Consider the following 14682-nt stretch of genomic DNA (forward strand, 5'->3'; position numbering starts at 1 on the left):
CAACCGCTTTCGACCGAGAGGATCGAATCGTTAATAAGGCGAAAACGCACTGCCTTACCAACTGCTTCTGGCTTCGATGAACTGAAGCGTAACCGCTACCGAAAACTGCGTAACTCGTTGAATCTCAAGGAGTTTTCCGTTTCGACTGCGCCGGAAGTGGGGCGAATTATAGACCTGTAGAATCTGCCGTCAAGGGTTAATTACGTTTTTGTTGCAGAAGATGCTTTTTTAGCAAAAAACCGAGGAATCCGGCGCATGACTGGCGGCACACGCAACAACAGTAGTAGTGCACCTATAGATGCATACACCGCCCACTCCTTCAGATCAGCCCGGACAATCCACAGCATATGCAGCAACCCAAGCCCGAGAATGAAGTACACCAACCGATGCAGCTTTTTCCAGCGTGCGCCCAACCGGCGCTGACTGTAACGATTGGACGTGACCGCCAACAGCAATAGAAAGACGAAGCCCAGACTACCGACAAAGATATATGGCCGCTTGCGCAGCTCCACCCCCAACTGCGACCAATCCAAACCGAGAATGAACACGCCATAGGCACACAGGTGCAACACGACATAGGCAAAACACCACAACCCCAACTGCCTGCGCACTGCTATCCAGCCTGACCACCCGGTAAGACGCTGCAACGGTGTCATGCTCAAGGTGATCAACAGCAACAGCAGAGTACCCAAGCCCAGACGATCAACCAAAACCTTGCCGGGGTCTGGCCCCAATACCGAAGCCCAGGCCTCATACAGCCAATACAGAGGCCAGACAGCCGCAGCAATAAAGACACCGACACGCCACAACGAATAACGCATCAGTAGTTCTTCCGAAGATCCATGCCGCTATATAAAGAAGCAACCTCGTCCGAGTAGCCATTGAACATCTGCGTTTCTCGTACGTTAGGGCTAAACAGCCCACTCGGCAGGCGACGCTCCCGAGCCTGTGTCCACCGTGGATGGTCAACGGTCGGGTTCACATTTGCGTAGAAGCCATACTCGTTGGCCGCAATACTCTGCCATGTAGTCTTCGGCTGCTCACTGACCAGGCTGATACGCACAATCGACTTCACACTCTTGAAGCCATACTTCCAAGGCACCACCAATCGCAGAGGCGCACCATTCTGATTGGGGAGCTCACGCCCATACATGCCGACCGCCAAAATCGCCAAGGGATTCATTGCCTCATCCAGCCGCAGCCCCTCTACATAAGGCCAGTCGATCAGCGCAAAGCCGGAACGCTGTCCCGGCATGCTTTTAGGGTCCTGCAGTGTTTCAAAACGAATGAACCTAGCCTTACTCGTGGGCTCGACCTGCTTGAGCAATTCAGAGATTGGAAACCCCATCCAGGGAATCACCATCGACCAGGCTTCTACACATCGCAGCCGGTAAATACGCTCCTGCAACTGATAAGGCTTCATGAAGTCTTCCAGCGCATAACGACCCGGCTTGGCGACCTCCCCATCCACCACCACACTCCAGGGTTCAGTCTTGAGTACACCAGCATTGGCCGCTGGGTCCCCCTTATCAGTACCGAACTCGTAGAAGTTGTTGTAGTGAGTCGCATCCTTGAAGGGAGTGATTGCCTCATCCTTGACGGTCACTGCCTGCCATTGGGTTGCTGGCAGTTTTTCAACAAACCAGCCAGGCGCCCGACCAGGCTCGACATCGGCATAGCGCCCCGTCTCATCGGCCCCAGCCCAACGTGGCAAGGCAGACGCTGCAAGACCGGCAACCGCACCGCCCAGCAGGCTACGTCGAGAGATATAGAAGGACTCAGGCGTGACATCCGACTCTTTGCAGTCGGAGGACTTGGGGAATTTGAACAACATGGCGACTCCGCAGTATTGGAGGACTGATGCACCAATAGACTGCGGAGTATGGAGGAAATTACATCACTCGACGCTTTTGCGACGACGAAGGTGCAGCAGGTACTGGATTGGTCCTGAAGCCGCATAAGCCAGGAACACCAGCAGCAAAATACGCGGCGGATCACTGAACACCACAGCGAACACCAGCACCACTGCCAGAATAGCTACAAAAGGCACCCGCCCCTTCAGATCCAAGTCCTTGAAGCTGTTGTACTTGATGTTGCTAACCATCAGCATGCCCGCCGCCGCGACCATCAACGCCACCAGGAACGACATCTTCGATCCCTGAATGCCGTAATCGCTGAAAGCCCAGACAATCCCGGCCACAACACCCGCAGCTGCCGGGCTCGCCAGACCGATGAAGTAACGCTTGTCGGCAGTACCCACTTGAGTGTTGAAGCGCGCCAGACGCAATGCCGCGCCCGCTACATAGATGAAGGCGACCATCCAACCGACCTTGCCCATGTCACCCAAGGCCCAGCCAAAAGCCAGCAATGCAGGAGCAACACCGAAGGCAACCATATCGGACAGCGAGTCGTACTCGGCACCGAAAGCACTCTGGGTGTTGGTCATACGGGCAACACGCCCATCCAGACCATCAAGCACCATGGCCACGAAAATCGCGATCGCGGCAAAGGCAAAGTACTTGCTCGCCCCCGCTGTGTCCCCGGCACTCAGTGCACTCTGGGCACTCATGGAACTGATGATGGAATAGAACCCCGCGAACAGGTTCGCAGTGGTGAACAGATTCGGCAGAAGATAGATACCACGATGCCGGACTTTACGGCCTTCAGCGTCATGCCCTTCTTCGACATGCTCATCGATCGGTAGCAGGCTTTCGGCGTCAGAGGCCTGGTTTGGCTCTTCGGGACGTTCGCTCATGGACATTACCTTGCAACGGTGTGAAAAGTTTCGACAGGTGCCCCAGGGCCGCGATTCGGCCACAAAGGATCCAGCTTTATACCAGAACCTACCCGTCCAAACGAAAAAACGCGGCCTAGGCCGCGTTTTCTCTGACAAGACTCGAACTTAGTTCTTGGCTTTGTCGACGATTTTGTTGGCACCGATCCACGGCATCATCGAGCGCAGTTGCTCACCGATGATTTCGATACCGTGAGCGGCGTTGTTACGACGCTTGGCGGTCATCGATGGGTAGCCTGTAGCACCTTCGCTAATGAACATCTTGGCGTATTCGCCGTCCTGGATGCGCTTCAGAGCGTTGCGCATGGCCTGACGGGATTCGGCGTTGATGACTTCTGGACCGGTCACGTACTCGCCGTATTCGGCGTTGTTGGAGATCGAGTAGTTCATGTTGGCGATACCGCCTTCGTACATGAGGTCAACGATCAACTTCAGTTCGTGCAGGCATTCGAAGTAGGCCATTTCCGGCGCGTAGCCAGCTTCAACCAAGGTTTCGAAACCGGCTTTGACCAACTCAACGGTACCGCCACACAGAACAGCCTGCTCGCCGAACAGGTCGGTTTCAGTCTCGTCCTTGAAGGTGGTTTCGATGATGCCGGTACGGCCGCCGCCCACACCAGCTGCATAGGACAAGGCGACGTTCTTGGCGTTGCCGGAAGCGTCCTGATAGATAGCGATCAGATCAGGGATACCACCGCCCTTGACGAACTCGGAACGCACGGTGTGGCCTGGAGCCTTCGGCGCGATCATGATCACGTCGAGGTCGGCACGTGGAACTACCTGGTTGTAGTGGATCGCGAAGCCGTGGGAAAAGGCCAGGGTGGCGCCCTTCTTGATGTTCGGCTCGATTTCGTTCTTGTACAGCTGGGACTGGAACTCGTCCGGGGTCAGGATCATGACCAGATCGGCGCCGGCTACGGCTGCGGCAACATCGGTTACCTTCAGGCCGTGAGCTTCAGCTTTGGCAACAGTGGCCGAGCCTTTACGCAGGCCGACAGTCACATCAACACCGGAGTCTTTCAGGTTGCAAGCTTGAGCGTGGCCCTGGGAACCGTAACCGATGATGGCAACTTTCTTGCCCTGAATGATCGACAGGTCGCAGTCTTTATCGTAGAAAACTTTCATGAATTTCCCCTATATCAGGCCGTTCCGGCCATTCGCTAATTTGAGTTAGATGCTCAGTACTTTGTCGCCACGGGCAATCCCGGTGACACCACTGCGTACGGTTTCCAGAATCGACGCGGTACCGATCGATTGAATGAAGCTGTCGAGCTTGTCGCTGGTACCGGTCAGTTGAACGGTATACACGCTAGCGCTGACATCAACGATCTGCCCACGGTAAATATCGGTGGTGCGCTTGACCTCGGCGCGCTGGGCACCGGTAGCCTTGACCTTGACCAACATCAGCTCGCGCTCGATGTGAGCACTTTCCGACAGGTCCACCAGCTTCACCACCTCGATCAACTTGTTCAGGTTCTTGGTGATCTGCTCGATGATCTCATCATGGCCGACTGTGGTCAGAGTCAGACGCGACAGAGTCGGGTCTTCTGTCGGCGCCACGGTCAGGCTTTCAATGTTGTAGTTACGTTGCGAGAACAGGCCTACAACACGGGACAGAGCGCCCGGTTCGTTTTCCAGAAGCAAGGAGATAATGTGCCGCATGATTAAGTACGCTCCGTCTTGCTCAGCCACATATCGCGCATGGAGCCGTCTTTGATCTGCATCGGATAGACGTGCTCGCTGGTGTCGACCTGGATATCGAGGAATACCAGGCGATCCTTCATGGCGAACGCTTCTTCCATCTTCGGCTTCAGATCCTTCAGATCCGTGATACGCATGCCCACGTGCCCATAGGCCTCAACCAGCTTGACGAAGTCAGGCAGCGATTCCATGTAGGAGTGCGAGTGACGGCTGCCGTAACTCATGTCCTGCCATTGGCGCACCATACCCAGTACACCGTTGTTCAGGTTGATGATCTTGACCGGCAAGTCGTACTGCAGGCAGGTGGACAACTCCTGGATATTCATCTGGATACTGCCCTCGCCGGTGACGCAGGCGACATCATTATCCGGAAAGCTCAACTTGACGCCCATGGCCGCCGGGAAACCAAAGCCCATGGTGCCCAGGCCACCGGAGTTGATCCAGCGATTGGGCTTGTTGAACTTGTAATACTGCGCCGCAAACATCTGGTGCTGCCCCACGTCGGAGGTGACAAAGGCATCGCCCTTGGTCACTTCGCACAGGGTTTCAATCACGGTCTGTGGCTTGATGATGCTGCCGTCGCCCTTGTCGTAAGGGAACAGGCCGCGATCACCACGCCATTCATCGATCTGCTTCCACCAGCTGGCGACCGTATCCTTGTTCGGAGTCTCGCCAATTTCCTTGAGGGCCGCGACCATTTCGGTCAGGACGCTCTCCACAGGACCCACGATGGGCACATCGGCCTTGATGGTCTTGGAGATGGAGGCCGGATCGATATCCACATGGATGATCTTGGCGTTAGGGCAGAACTTCGGTGCGCCGTTGATAACCCGGTCATCGAAGCGCGCGCCAACGGCCAGAATCACGTCAGCGTGGTGCATGGTCAGGTTGGCCGTATAGCTGCCGTGCATGCCGAGCATGCCGACGAACTGTCGGTCAGTACCCGGATAGGCACCCAGGCCCATCAAGGTATTGGTCACTGGCAGATTGAGCATCTTGGCCAGCTCGGTGAGCGGTGCGGAGCCACCACCAAGGATCACGCCGCCGCCTGCATAAAGCACAGGACGCTTGGCCGCCAGGAGCATTTCTGCCGCCTTGCGAATTTGCCCGGAGTGACCACGAACAGCTGGGCTGTAGGAGCGCAGCTTGGCTTTTTTGGGAAAAACGTATTCGAACTTTTCAGCCGGGTTGGTCATGTCTTTCGGAATATCGACCACTACCGGACCGGGACGACCGGACTGCGCCAGGTAGAAGGCCTTCTTCATGACTTCCGGGATTTCCGAAGCGTGTTTGATCATGAAGCTGTGCTTCACGATCGGCCGGGAGATACCGATCATGTCGGTTTCCTGGAAAGCGTCGGTACCGACCATGGTGCTAGGCACCTGACCGGAAATGATCACCATTGGAATCGAGTCCATATAGGCGGTGGCAATACCGGTAATGGCATTGGTCGCGCCCGGCCCGGAAGTCACCAGTACCACACCGGCTTTGCCGGTGGCACGGGCATAGCCGTCAGCCATATGGGTCGCCGCTTGTTCGTGACGAACCAGGATGTGGGTCACTTCCGGTTCTTTGAACAGGGCATCGTAAACATGAAGGAGAGCACCACCCGGGTACCCGTAGATATATTTGACGCCTTCGTCACGCAAGAAGCGGACGAGCATCTCACCGCCAGATAAAAGCTCCACGTTGTTCACCTCTAAAACGCCAGAATACCGCCCTCAAAAGGGAGCGGGTCTTAATAGGTTTACTTCTCAGCAGAGCATGAGCGACGGTGGTCGCCGACTACGTCAGCACTGACTGAGCAAGTATTGGGAGCGCCCCAAAGTGTTGCGGGGTTTTCCCACCCAGCGCGAGGTAACGCGTTGCGGGTGTAGCACTTCGGCGCGGATGTGCGCCTCATGATCTGCTGAGTGGGTCTGCTTCTGGCAGTCCCTCTACAGCGGACTTTGGATTCTTCTGTTTCGTCCTCTTCAAGTCAAGTCGTCTATGTAGTTAATTCGAACTAAGCGCATGAGAACGCAAGAAAAAACCTCAAAACGACAACTGCCTGCGCTTCAATTGCGCATTCTTCGACAAGCAACTCAGAAATGCGAACCTTGACTTTCGCCACTGACCTATTGACTGGCACTCGCCCAGGGTGCCGAGCAGCACAGCAAGAGAAGATATAGAAAGGGAAACGCCTACTAAGGCATCAACAGACTGGAGCGCGCAGTGCGCCGGAGAAGAGCTGCCAGGCACACCTGGCAGCATCGAATTCAGCGGGTAGCCGCTATGAGCTGATCAAACTCTTTGAGCAGAACTCGCAGCTGAAGATCGCGGCCCTGCATGAGTCGGGTGGAAAACACCATCTCGGCCATTTCCTGGATACCGGAAGCGTTGGGCAAGGGCAGATCCTGCTCCAGGATCATCTTCATGCGCGGCAGGAAGATCCATTGCAGCCACTGCTCGAACTCCAAGGTGTCCACCGCGAAGGGCTGGGTGCTGGCAAGCGCCTCGGCACTGGGGGCAACCTCGCCCCACAAGCCCTGCCCACGCAACTCGCGCTCGATCAGCAACAACTGCTCGGCGATCTTGGGAAACCGTATATCCATCACAGTGAAACCCGAGCTTTCTGCCGAGCCTGGGCAGCACCAGCAGCATCGCCCTGCTTCTCTCGCGCCTGGGCGATCAACTCCCACAAGCTCGCCTGAAGATCCGGACGGCCATTGGCAAAGCTCAGACCGCGACGGGCAAACTGTTCGGCTTGCGGCGCATCACCCTGGGCCATGCGCACCTGGGCCAGACGGTAGAGCACTTGCGGCTCGCGCGGCGCCACACGCTGGGCACGCTCAAGACTGGAGGACGCACCATTCAAGTCGCCACTGGATTGCTGTTGCTGGGCAGTCGTCAGCAACGCCAGTACCGGCCCGTCAAGTTGCTCATCAGCCGACAAGCCACCGGTACGAGCCGACGGAATGCCACTCGGAGTCGAAGGCATGTTGTAGTTGCCCTGGTTGATCGGCGCCGACTGATAATTCGAACCGTCCACCGGCCCCGGGGTAATAGGCCCTGGAGTAATAGGAGAGCTGCTGATCGGCGCAGAGGCCGTTGCCCCGCCACCGGGAACCATCACCACCACCCCGGAATCTTCCGGAATCGCCTGAGCCTGTGCCTGGGCCGGACGCTTGATAGTCGTCTGGCGAAAGCCTCCGGAGGCGGAAATCCGCTCACTGTTGGACACGGCCGTACCGGAGTCCACGACGGGAATGGAGCCGCGTTGCACACTGGCGCAACCGTTGAGCAAAGCCAGAGCTGTAATAGCTGGAACCCACCACTTGTTCACGTCAAACCCTCATCGCTTAGTTCATCCAGCCCTTGACCCAATCCATCACATCGCTACCTGCCGGGGTTTCACCACCGCAGGAGGCGCCGGGAGGCGGTTCGCTGCCGCGAATATACGGCATCTGTACAGCACCCGGACAGTTGGCATCGGAGCCTTGCCCGGTACGCGAATCGACCCAGGCCTGAACCACGTTGTCCGGCTGCGGCATATCCAGCGGTAGCGGATCGGCCTTGCGCATGAAACTGGTCCACACCTGCAAGGCACCCGTGGCGCCGGTAAACGGTGTCTTGCCGTTATCATCACGACCCAGCCAGACCACCGCCAGCAGGTCCTGGCTGAAACCGGCGAACCAGCTATCACGGGAGTCGTTACTGGTGCCGGTCTTGCCCGCCAGCGCCAAGGTCTTGGGCAGTACGTTGTAAACCGAACTACCCGTACCTTCGCGCATCACGCGCTGCATCGCACTCTGGATCAGGTAGATAGACCCGGCATCGAATCGCTGCTGAATCTGGAACGGATAACGCTTGAGCGGTTCGCCTTCGGCAGTCAGTACACTGCGAATCCCGCGCATTGGCGTATTGAAACCGCCATTGGCCAGGGTCTGGTACATGGTTGCCACTTCGATCGGACTCATGCCACCGGCTCCCAGCAACATCGAGGGAAACGCAGGGAACTCTCGGGTAACGCCCAGGCGCCCCAGGGTCTTCAGGACGTTGGGTACGCCCACTTCCAGGCCAAGCCGCGCGGTGGACAAGTTGTAGGAATGGGCCAGGCCCTGGTACAGGAAAACGGTGCCATGGGAGCGACGGTCGTAGTTCTGCGGCTTCCATACCTGGCCGTCAGCGCCCTTCACCGAGAAGGCCTCATCGGAAAGCCAACTGGTCAGGGTGTACTGGCTGGGCTTTTCCAGAGCCGTCAGATAGACCGCCGGCTTGATCAGCGAGCCGATCGGACGTACCGCGTCCAATGCCCGATTGAAGCCGGCGAAACTGGCTTGACGACTGCCGATCATGGCTTGGACTTCACCGGTTTCCGGATTGGTCACCACCATGGCTGCCTCAACGTCTTCCGAACCCTTGCGTCCAGCCAGGCGCTTGAAGGTATCGTTGACCGAAGCCTCTGCCTTCATCTGCAGGATAGGGTCAAAACTGGTGAAGATTCGCAGCCCTTCTTCAGTCAAGTCTTCGTCCCGATAGTCTTCTCGCAACTGGCGCTTCACCAGATCGAGGAAACCAGGGAACGAGCTGTCCGCCAGGCTACCGCGCTTGGTCACGCCCAACGGCATTTTCTTCGCGGCTTCAACCTGCTCGGCAGTGGCTACGCCCTGCTGCTCAAGCAGATCGAGCACCAGGTTGCGCCGCTCCAGAGCACGCTCCGGATAGCGTCGCGGATTGTAATAGGAAGGACCTTTGACCATCCCCACCAGCAGCGCAACCTGATGCAATTTGAGTTCGGACAGAGGCTGGCTGAAGAAAAACTGGCTGGCCAAACCGAAACCGTGCACTGCTCGCTGGCCATCCTGGCCGACAAAGACCTCGTTGAGGTAAGCCTCGAGAATCTCGCGCTTGTCGTAATGCAGCTCCAGCAGCAGCGCCATCATCGCTTCATTGAGTTTGCGCGACAGGCTGCGTTCATTGGTCAGGAAGAAGTTCTTCACCAACTGCTGGGTCAGGGTACTGCCGCCCTGGCGCATCTGGCCCGACGAAGTGTTGACCCAGATCGCCCGGGCAATCGACTTCGGCGACACCCCGAAGTGCGAATAGAAGTCACGGTCTTCCACCGCCACCAGAGTTTCCAGCAGATAGGGTGGAACCTGATCGATCTTGATCAGGATCCGGTCCTCCAGGTTTTTCGGATACAGGCCACCGATCAGCAGCGGCTCCAGCCGCACGACCGCCAGCTTGGCGCCCTTGCTGCCGGACAGCTCCGCCACATAGTCACCGGAGAAACGCACGCGAACCGGCTGCGCCTGCTCCAATCCCTCATAGAACTGGAAACCACGGGTATTCAAGTCGACAGTGTTACCGCTGACCGCTGCAGCGCCGGGGCCGTTGGCGACGCTTTCGCGACGATAGCCCAGGGCATCGAGCTCCGTCAGGAAGTCATCCTTGCTGAGCTTTTGTCCGACGAACAGCTCCAGCGGCCGGGCATAGACCTTGGCCGGGATGGTCCAGCGCTTGCCGGAGAATTTTTCCTGGACCACAGCATCGAGGTAAACCGCAAAGCCGGCGAGCACCACCAAGCCGACCAGACTGAGCTTGAGCGCCCAGCCCAGCCAGGGGCGCAGGCCACCAGAGGGAGTTTTTTTAGCGGAACGAGGGGATCGGGTACGAGTCATGGCGGCGGATTATACGCACTTTATTCATCCTCAACATGCGCCACCCGAGGTTTGCGTTACCCCTCCCAGCGGCCATAATGACGCCCTCGATTTTCCCGACTCTGAAGGATCGCCTGTGAGCCAGTCACTGATCGCCGCCCTGCAAAACCCCGCTTTGTATCCTCATCCCGTAGAAGGGTTTCAGGTCATCGAAACCCACATCTCCTGGGTACTGCTCACCGGCCCCTTTGCTTATAAAGTGAAGAAGCCGGTGAACTTCGGTTTCCTCGATTTCACCAGCCTGGATGCCCGAGCGCATTTCTGCGGTGAAGAGCTGCGCCTGAACCAGCGTCTGACCCAGGACCTGTACCTGGAAGTCCTGCCGATCACCGGTAGCGCCGAAGCCCCAGAACTGGGCGGCAGCGGCCCGGTCATCGAATACGCGCTGAAAATGCGCCAGTTCCCCCAGAGCCAGTTGCTCAGTACCTTGCAAGCCAACAGCGAGCTGACCACCGCGCACATCGACGAGATGGCCAAGCAGATCGCCCAGTTCCACCTCAGCGCCCCCAAGGTCCCGGCCGCCCATGAAGCCGGTACGCCGGAAAGCGTAATGGCGCCAGTACGCCAGAATTTCGAACAGATCCGTCCGTTCCTCAGCGATAAGACCGACCTGCAGCAACTCGAAGCCCTGGAGGCCTGGGCCGAGGCTAGCTTCGAACGCCTCAAGCCACTGCTGGCCCAACGCAAGAGCGAAGGATTCATCCGTGAATGCCATGGTGATATCCACCTGGGCAACGCCACCCTTATCGACGGCAAGGTGGTGATTTTCGACTGCATCGAATTCAACGAGCCGTTCCGTTTCACCGACGTCTATGCCGACACCGGCTTCCTCGCCATGGACCTGGAGGATCGCGGCCTGAAAAGCCTGGCGCGGCGCTTCATCAGCCAGTACCTGGAACTGACCGGTGACTATCAGGGCCTGGAACTGCTGAACTTCTACAAAGCCTACCGTGCTCTGGTACGCGCCAAAGTCAGCCTGTTCAGCATGCCTGCCGACGCCACTCCGGTGCAGCGTGCCACCACGCTGCGCCAATACCGCAACTACGCCAATCTGGCGGAAAGCTACAGCACCATTCCATCACGCTTCCTGGCAATCACCTCGGGTATCTCGGCCGTTGGCAAAAGCCGCGTAGCCATGCGTCTGGTAGAAGCACTGGGTGCCGTTCGCCTGCGCTCAGATGTGGAACGCAAGCGTCTGTTCGGCGAGCAACAAGTGCAGAACGACCCTCACGCCGGCATCTACAGCAGCGACGCCAGCAGCGCCACCTACACCCGCCTGCATGAAATCGCCGAAACCATCCTGCGCGCTGGTTTCCCGGTGGTGATCGACGCTACCTACCTCAAGCGCGCCCAACGGGATGCCGCGGCCAAGGTGGCCGAAGCCACTGGCACCCCTTGCCTGATCATCGACTGCAACGCCCCTGAAGCGGTGGTCGCCAGCTGGCTGGCTCAACGTCAAGCCGATCAGAACGATCCTTCCGATGCCACTCTGGAAGTGATCGCCACGCAGCAAGCCACGCGCGAAGCCTTGACCGACGAAGAGCTGCTACGCAGTAAGCGTATCGAAACCAACGAAAGCGGTAGCCTGGATGCCCTGGTTGCCAACATTCGTCAGCGCCTCCCGGGCCTGTAAGCAATAATTTCAGCCGTGAAGTGCAAAGACTTCACGGCTGAAAAATAGTGGCACTATACTGGCGTCATAAATCCAACACTGGTGACGTCGCCATGAGCCAACCGAAACTTCTGGATACTCCGCTTTACGCCCTGCTGCATAAGGACGACATCGTCGGGTTCAACCGCGAACGTCCAAAGGATCAACCCATCGACATGCGTGGCGGTGACTTCCGCGGCCTCGACCTGCGGGAATTGAACGCCCAAGGGGTCGACTTCACCGACGCCTATTTCCGCTCCGCCGACTTGCGCGGCCTGGACTTGCGAAACTCCTCCATGGAAGGCGCCAGCCTGGCCCATGCGCAAATCTCTGGCGCTTACTTCCCGGTGGAACTGACTGCCGACGAGATTCTCATGTCGGTCAACTTCGGTACCCGCCTGCGCTACAACACCCGCTGAAAGCCCCTGCACTGCTCTGTTCGGCGCCCAGCTGCGCGCCGGACTATGGTTTCCCCGCCTGTCTTCCCCCCTTCCCCACGAGGTCTGAGCGCACCTGGCTGCCTCGCCTTTATGCCCCTGCCTTAGAAGCATTTGCGCCAAACCCGACCAAAGAACAGCGCGTTTGCTACTGAGCGCTACACTCCTTTGAGGCTGCCCACTCACCATTCGGCCATCGCCAGGAGGCTTAATGAATGATGAACTGCAACATTTGAAGAACCTTGGCAAGACATCCGCACAATGGCTGCATGCAGTGGGCATCCATAGTGCTTCGGACTTGCGCCGCCTGGGCGCGGTAGACGCATATCGGGCGGTGCGCACCCGCGGCTTTCGCGCCTCTAAAGTCCTGCTATATGCCATCGAAGGAGCCTTGATGGACATGCACTGGAACGACCTTCCCGCCGAACGCAAAGAGGCGTTGAACAAACAGCTGGACGCCATTTCCTCTCGTCACAAAAACTGACTGGCAGAACCTTATGTACCTGATGGGGGAGCAACCGGCCTACGCCGATGCCTTGATCAATCGTCTGCAAAGTATCCCGACGCAACTGCTGGCGGGGCTTTCACCCAGTGGTTCTGCCCTGGAACTTGAAGCGGTGGCGGACCTGTCCAGCGTACTGCCCGGTCACCAACTGTTCCTGCTGGACAGCGGCGTGATCCAGGCCAGTGTTGAAGAGCGGCCACTTTTTTACCTGCATGAAGGTGATCTGGTGGGGTTGCGTCGGGGTGTCGAGCATCCGCAGTGGCAGTTGAGCTGCGACACACCGCTGATATTGACCCCCTATTTGCGGACCGACGTATTCCGGCATATCTACGCCGACGAGCTGCGCTCGGAACTGTTGCTGCAATACCTGATTGGCCAGACCGCCCTGCTCTCTGATGCGGTCGCTCGCTTGAAACCTCCAGAATTACGCAGCAGCAACGGCTTCAAACGGGTGAATACCGGCGAAGTGCTGATTGCCCAGGGGGATGAGGCGGATCATGTGTTCGTGATTCTCGAAGGGCACGCCCAGGCCTTTGTCGATGGCCACAAGGTTGGCGATGTACCCAAGGACGAGATTTTTGGCGCCATGGCGGTCTTCACCGGAGAGAAGCGCAGCGCCAGTGTGATCGCCAGCGAGCCGAGCACGATCATGCTGATTCCCAAGGAGCAGTTCCTCAGCCTGACCCAGAGCAACCCGCGCATCGCCCATAGCCTGATCGAGAGCATGGCGCGGCGCATCGACCTGCTGAACAAGGAAGTGACCCGTCTTATGGCCTTGAGCAGCCCGAGCCAGGGCTGAACGAGCAGAGGATCCAAACAAGCGTTTAGCGAAATATGCGAAAACTGAAAAAGCCTTGTTGACTTCGAAATGAGAATCGTTATGATTATCACAGCTGGTCGCGAGATCAGTCGATAACCTGGAAGACCAGTGGTTCGGACTCTCAGATTATCTCCTCATCAGGCTAATCACGGTTATTTGACCCGGCTCTTGCCGGGTCTTTTTTTGCCTGTGAAAAAGTGAGCCATTCAAGGTTTCAATTGTGCACAGTAATCCTTGGGTGGCTGGGGCGGCGTATACCAGACGTAATCGGCCGATGCCGGGGAAACCTCACTACCCTGCTCTGCCAGAATCAGCACCACAACTTCCTGCCCCTGATCCAGATCAGCCATGTGCAAGGGCACCCCAAGGTCTCGGCGCCCATGAAAAGATCCAGCAAACAGCAAGGCTGGAGTCGGTGCCGCCAGCAGCCGTTCGGCCATGCGCCGATCCCGCTGTTGCTGCACCGCCAGCATGAACGGCACCTGACTTTCGGGCAGTAAACCGCAGTGGGACTCGCGAATTTGCGCAGACAAGAGCTGAGTCACCGGGCGCGCATTGCTCCGCGCCCCGGACAGCACAGGCGCCTGCGCATATATCCTGCGCACGTCCTGAGTATCCAGATTGGCTGCCAACAATGGATAGGGCTGCTTCAGCGCATAACCCACCAGCAGACCGTAGAGACTCCAGTCCCAACCCGGTTGCCAGGCCAGCGCAGCGGGTAGGCCGTCAGGCAAGCGCCGCCCCTCCAGGGACCGCTTGACCCCATCGACTTTTGCCTGCTGATCCGGATTGAGCATTTCCAGCAACAGACTGCCCTGTTGCCGCTCCGCGGCCATAGAGCGCAAGAGCCAGAGCTGTAAAGCGTGATGGTCGGCGTTGTCATGCTGCTCGCCGACAATCAGCCTGGGCGCCTGTGCCAGGCGTTCAACCAGCTCGCCAGGGCTCAGCGCCTCACCATTGTGCAGATCAATAATGCTGCCAGGCCCCTGCGCCACCGGCGGCGGTAACGTTCCCGGCATGCTGTGACAGGCCGCCAGCAACAGGGCCAGCAGTAACGGGAGTGCACGCATCA

At 57.9% G+C, this 14682-nt stretch carries 15 protein-coding genes; 5 read left to right on the top strand and 10 right to left on the bottom strand.

What is annotated here, in order from left to right; genetic code table 11:
* The coding region (locus FW796_RS31475) for a hypothetical protein (RefSeq protein WP_446440675.1) at window positions 1–180 on the top strand (180 nt) is incomplete at its 5' end.
* Window positions 181–200: 20 nt separating this feature from the next.
* On the opposite strand, the gene msrQ is transcribed toward FW796_RS31475, so the two are convergent.
* The 9 genes from msrQ to mrcB form a co-directional block, all read right to left on the bottom strand.
* Window positions 201–821: a protein-methionine-sulfoxide reductase heme-binding subunit MsrQ gene (gene msrQ, locus FW796_RS31480; protein ID WP_446440676.1), complete on the bottom strand. Its 621-nt coding sequence runs from the start codon at window positions 819–821 to the stop codon at window positions 201–203.
* Window positions 821–1834: a protein-methionine-sulfoxide reductase catalytic subunit MsrP gene (msrP, locus tag FW796_RS31485; protein WP_346636376.1), complete on the bottom strand. Its 1014-nt coding sequence runs from the start codon at window positions 1832–1834 to the stop codon at window positions 821–823. Before msrP ends, msrQ begins: the two co-directional genes overlap by 1 nt.
* 63 nt (window positions 1835–1897) lie before the next feature.
* A complete protein-coding gene (gene pssA / locus FW796_RS31490) occupies window positions 1898–2755 on the bottom strand; it encodes a CDP-diacylglycerol--serine O-phosphatidyltransferase (protein ID WP_047306129.1) in 858 nt (285 codons plus the stop codon).
* Window positions 2756–2902: 147 nt separating this feature from the next.
* The gene (gene ilvC, locus FW796_RS31495) at window positions 2903–3919 is read right to left on the bottom strand and encodes a ketol-acid reductoisomerase (RefSeq protein ID WP_007959661.1); all 1017 of its coding nucleotides are present in this window, start codon (window positions 3917–3919) and stop codon (window positions 2903–2905) included.
* A 45-nt stretch (window positions 3920–3964) separates the two neighbouring features.
* Window positions 3965–4456 (bottom strand): acetolactate synthase small subunit, encoded by a 492-nt coding sequence (ilvN, locus tag FW796_RS31500; protein WP_123725049.1) that lies wholly within the window; start codon window positions 4454–4456, stop codon window positions 3965–3967.
* Between the two features lie 2 nt (window positions 4457–4458).
* Entirely contained in the window at window positions 4459–6183 is a 1725-nt protein-coding gene (locus FW796_RS31505) for an acetolactate synthase 3 large subunit (RefSeq protein WP_123725053.1), read from the bottom strand.
* Window positions 6184–6753: 570 nt separating this feature from the next.
* A complete protein-coding gene (locus FW796_RS31510) occupies window positions 6754–7089 on the bottom strand; it encodes a YqcC family protein (protein ID WP_446440677.1) in 336 nt (111 codons plus the stop codon).
* Window positions 7089–7820 (bottom strand): tetratricopeptide repeat protein, encoded by a 732-nt coding sequence (locus tag FW796_RS31515; RefSeq protein ID WP_123725047.1) that lies wholly within the window; start codon window positions 7818–7820, stop codon window positions 7089–7091. The genes FW796_RS31510 and FW796_RS31515 overlap by 1 nt, the downstream gene beginning before the upstream one ends.
* A 16-nt stretch (window positions 7821–7836) precedes the next feature.
* Window positions 7837–10158: a penicillin-binding protein 1B gene (gene mrcB / locus FW796_RS31520; RefSeq protein ID WP_346636379.1), complete on the bottom strand. Its 2322-nt coding sequence runs from the start codon at window positions 10156–10158 to the stop codon at window positions 7837–7839.
* Window positions 10159–10273: 115 nt separating this feature from the next.
* Here mrcB and FW796_RS31525 point away from each other — a divergent pair, with 115 nt between their 5' ends.
* From FW796_RS31525 to FW796_RS31540, 4 genes are all read left to right on the top strand, one after another.
* Window positions 10274–11830, top strand: a complete 1557-nt coding sequence (locus FW796_RS31525; RefSeq protein ID WP_446440678.1) for a bifunctional aminoglycoside phosphotransferase/ATP-binding protein — start codon at window positions 10274–10276, stop codon at window positions 11828–11830.
* 92 nt (window positions 11831–11922) lie between these two features.
* On the top strand, window positions 11923–12267 hold the full coding sequence (locus FW796_RS31530) for a pentapeptide repeat-containing protein (protein ID WP_123725046.1): 345 nt from the start codon (window positions 11923–11925) through the stop codon (window positions 12265–12267).
* Window positions 12268–12496: 229 nt separating this feature from the next.
* Window positions 12497–12769: a TfoX/Sxy family protein gene (locus tag FW796_RS31535; protein ID WP_011063495.1), complete on the top strand. Its 273-nt coding sequence runs from the start codon at window positions 12497–12499 to the stop codon at window positions 12767–12769.
* Window positions 12770–12782: 13 nt separating this feature from the next.
* Complete coding sequence (locus FW796_RS31540) at window positions 12783–13589, top strand: Crp/Fnr family transcriptional regulator (RefSeq protein ID WP_404937682.1); 807 nt, start codon at window positions 12783–12785, stop codon at window positions 13587–13589.
* A 227-nt stretch (window positions 13590–13816) separates the two neighbouring features.
* Here the strand turns inward: FW796_RS31540 and FW796_RS31545 are convergent, their stop codons facing one another.
* Window positions 13817–14680: a ChaN family lipoprotein gene (locus FW796_RS31545; RefSeq protein ID WP_446440679.1), complete on the bottom strand. Its 864-nt coding sequence runs from the start codon at window positions 14678–14680 to the stop codon at window positions 13817–13819.
* Window positions 14681–14682: the final 2 nt, after the last annotated feature.

Source organism: Pseudomonas sp. 910_21 (assembly GCF_052850735.1).

Bases quoted from the DNA above. Each gene is read 5' to 3' on its own strand.
- FW796_RS31530 (WP_123725046.1), top strand. From the start codon at position 11,923: ATGAGCCAACCGAAACTTCTGGATACTCCGCTTTACGCCCTGCTGCAT.
- FW796_RS31510 (WP_446440677.1), bottom strand. From the start codon at position 7,089: ATGGATATACGGTTTCCCAAGATCGCCGAGCAGTTGTTGCTGATCGAG.
- msrP (WP_346636376.1), bottom strand. From the start codon at position 1,834: ATGTTGTTCAAATTCCCCAAGTCCTCCGACTGCAAAGAGTCGGATGTC.
- ilvC (WP_007959661.1), bottom strand. From the start codon at position 3,919: ATGAAAGTTTTCTACGATAAAGACTGCGACCTGTCGATCATTCAGGGC.
- FW796_RS31540 (WP_404937682.1), top strand. From the start codon at position 12,783: ATGTACCTGATGGGGGAGCAACCGGCCTACGCCGATGCCTTGATCAAT.
- FW796_RS31535 (WP_011063495.1), top strand. From the start codon at position 12,497: ATGAATGATGAACTGCAACATTTGAAGAACCTTGGCAAGACATCCGCA.
- ilvN (WP_123725049.1), bottom strand. From the start codon at position 4,456: ATGCGGCACATTATCTCCTTGCTTCTGGAAAACGAACCGGGCGCTCTG.
- msrQ (WP_446440676.1), bottom strand. From the start codon at position 821: ATGCGTTATTCGTTGTGGCGTGTCGGTGTCTTTATTGCTGCGGCTGTC.
- pssA (WP_047306129.1), bottom strand. From the start codon at position 2,755: ATGAGCGAACGTCCCGAAGAGCCAAACCAGGCCTCTGACGCCGAAAGC.
- FW796_RS31545 (WP_446440679.1), bottom strand. From the start codon at position 14,680: ATGCGTGCACTCCCGTTACTGCTGGCCCTGTTGCTGGCGGCCTGTCAC.
- mrcB (WP_346636379.1), bottom strand. From the start codon at position 10,158: ATGACTCGTACCCGATCCCCTCGTTCCGCTAAAAAAACTCCCTCTGGT.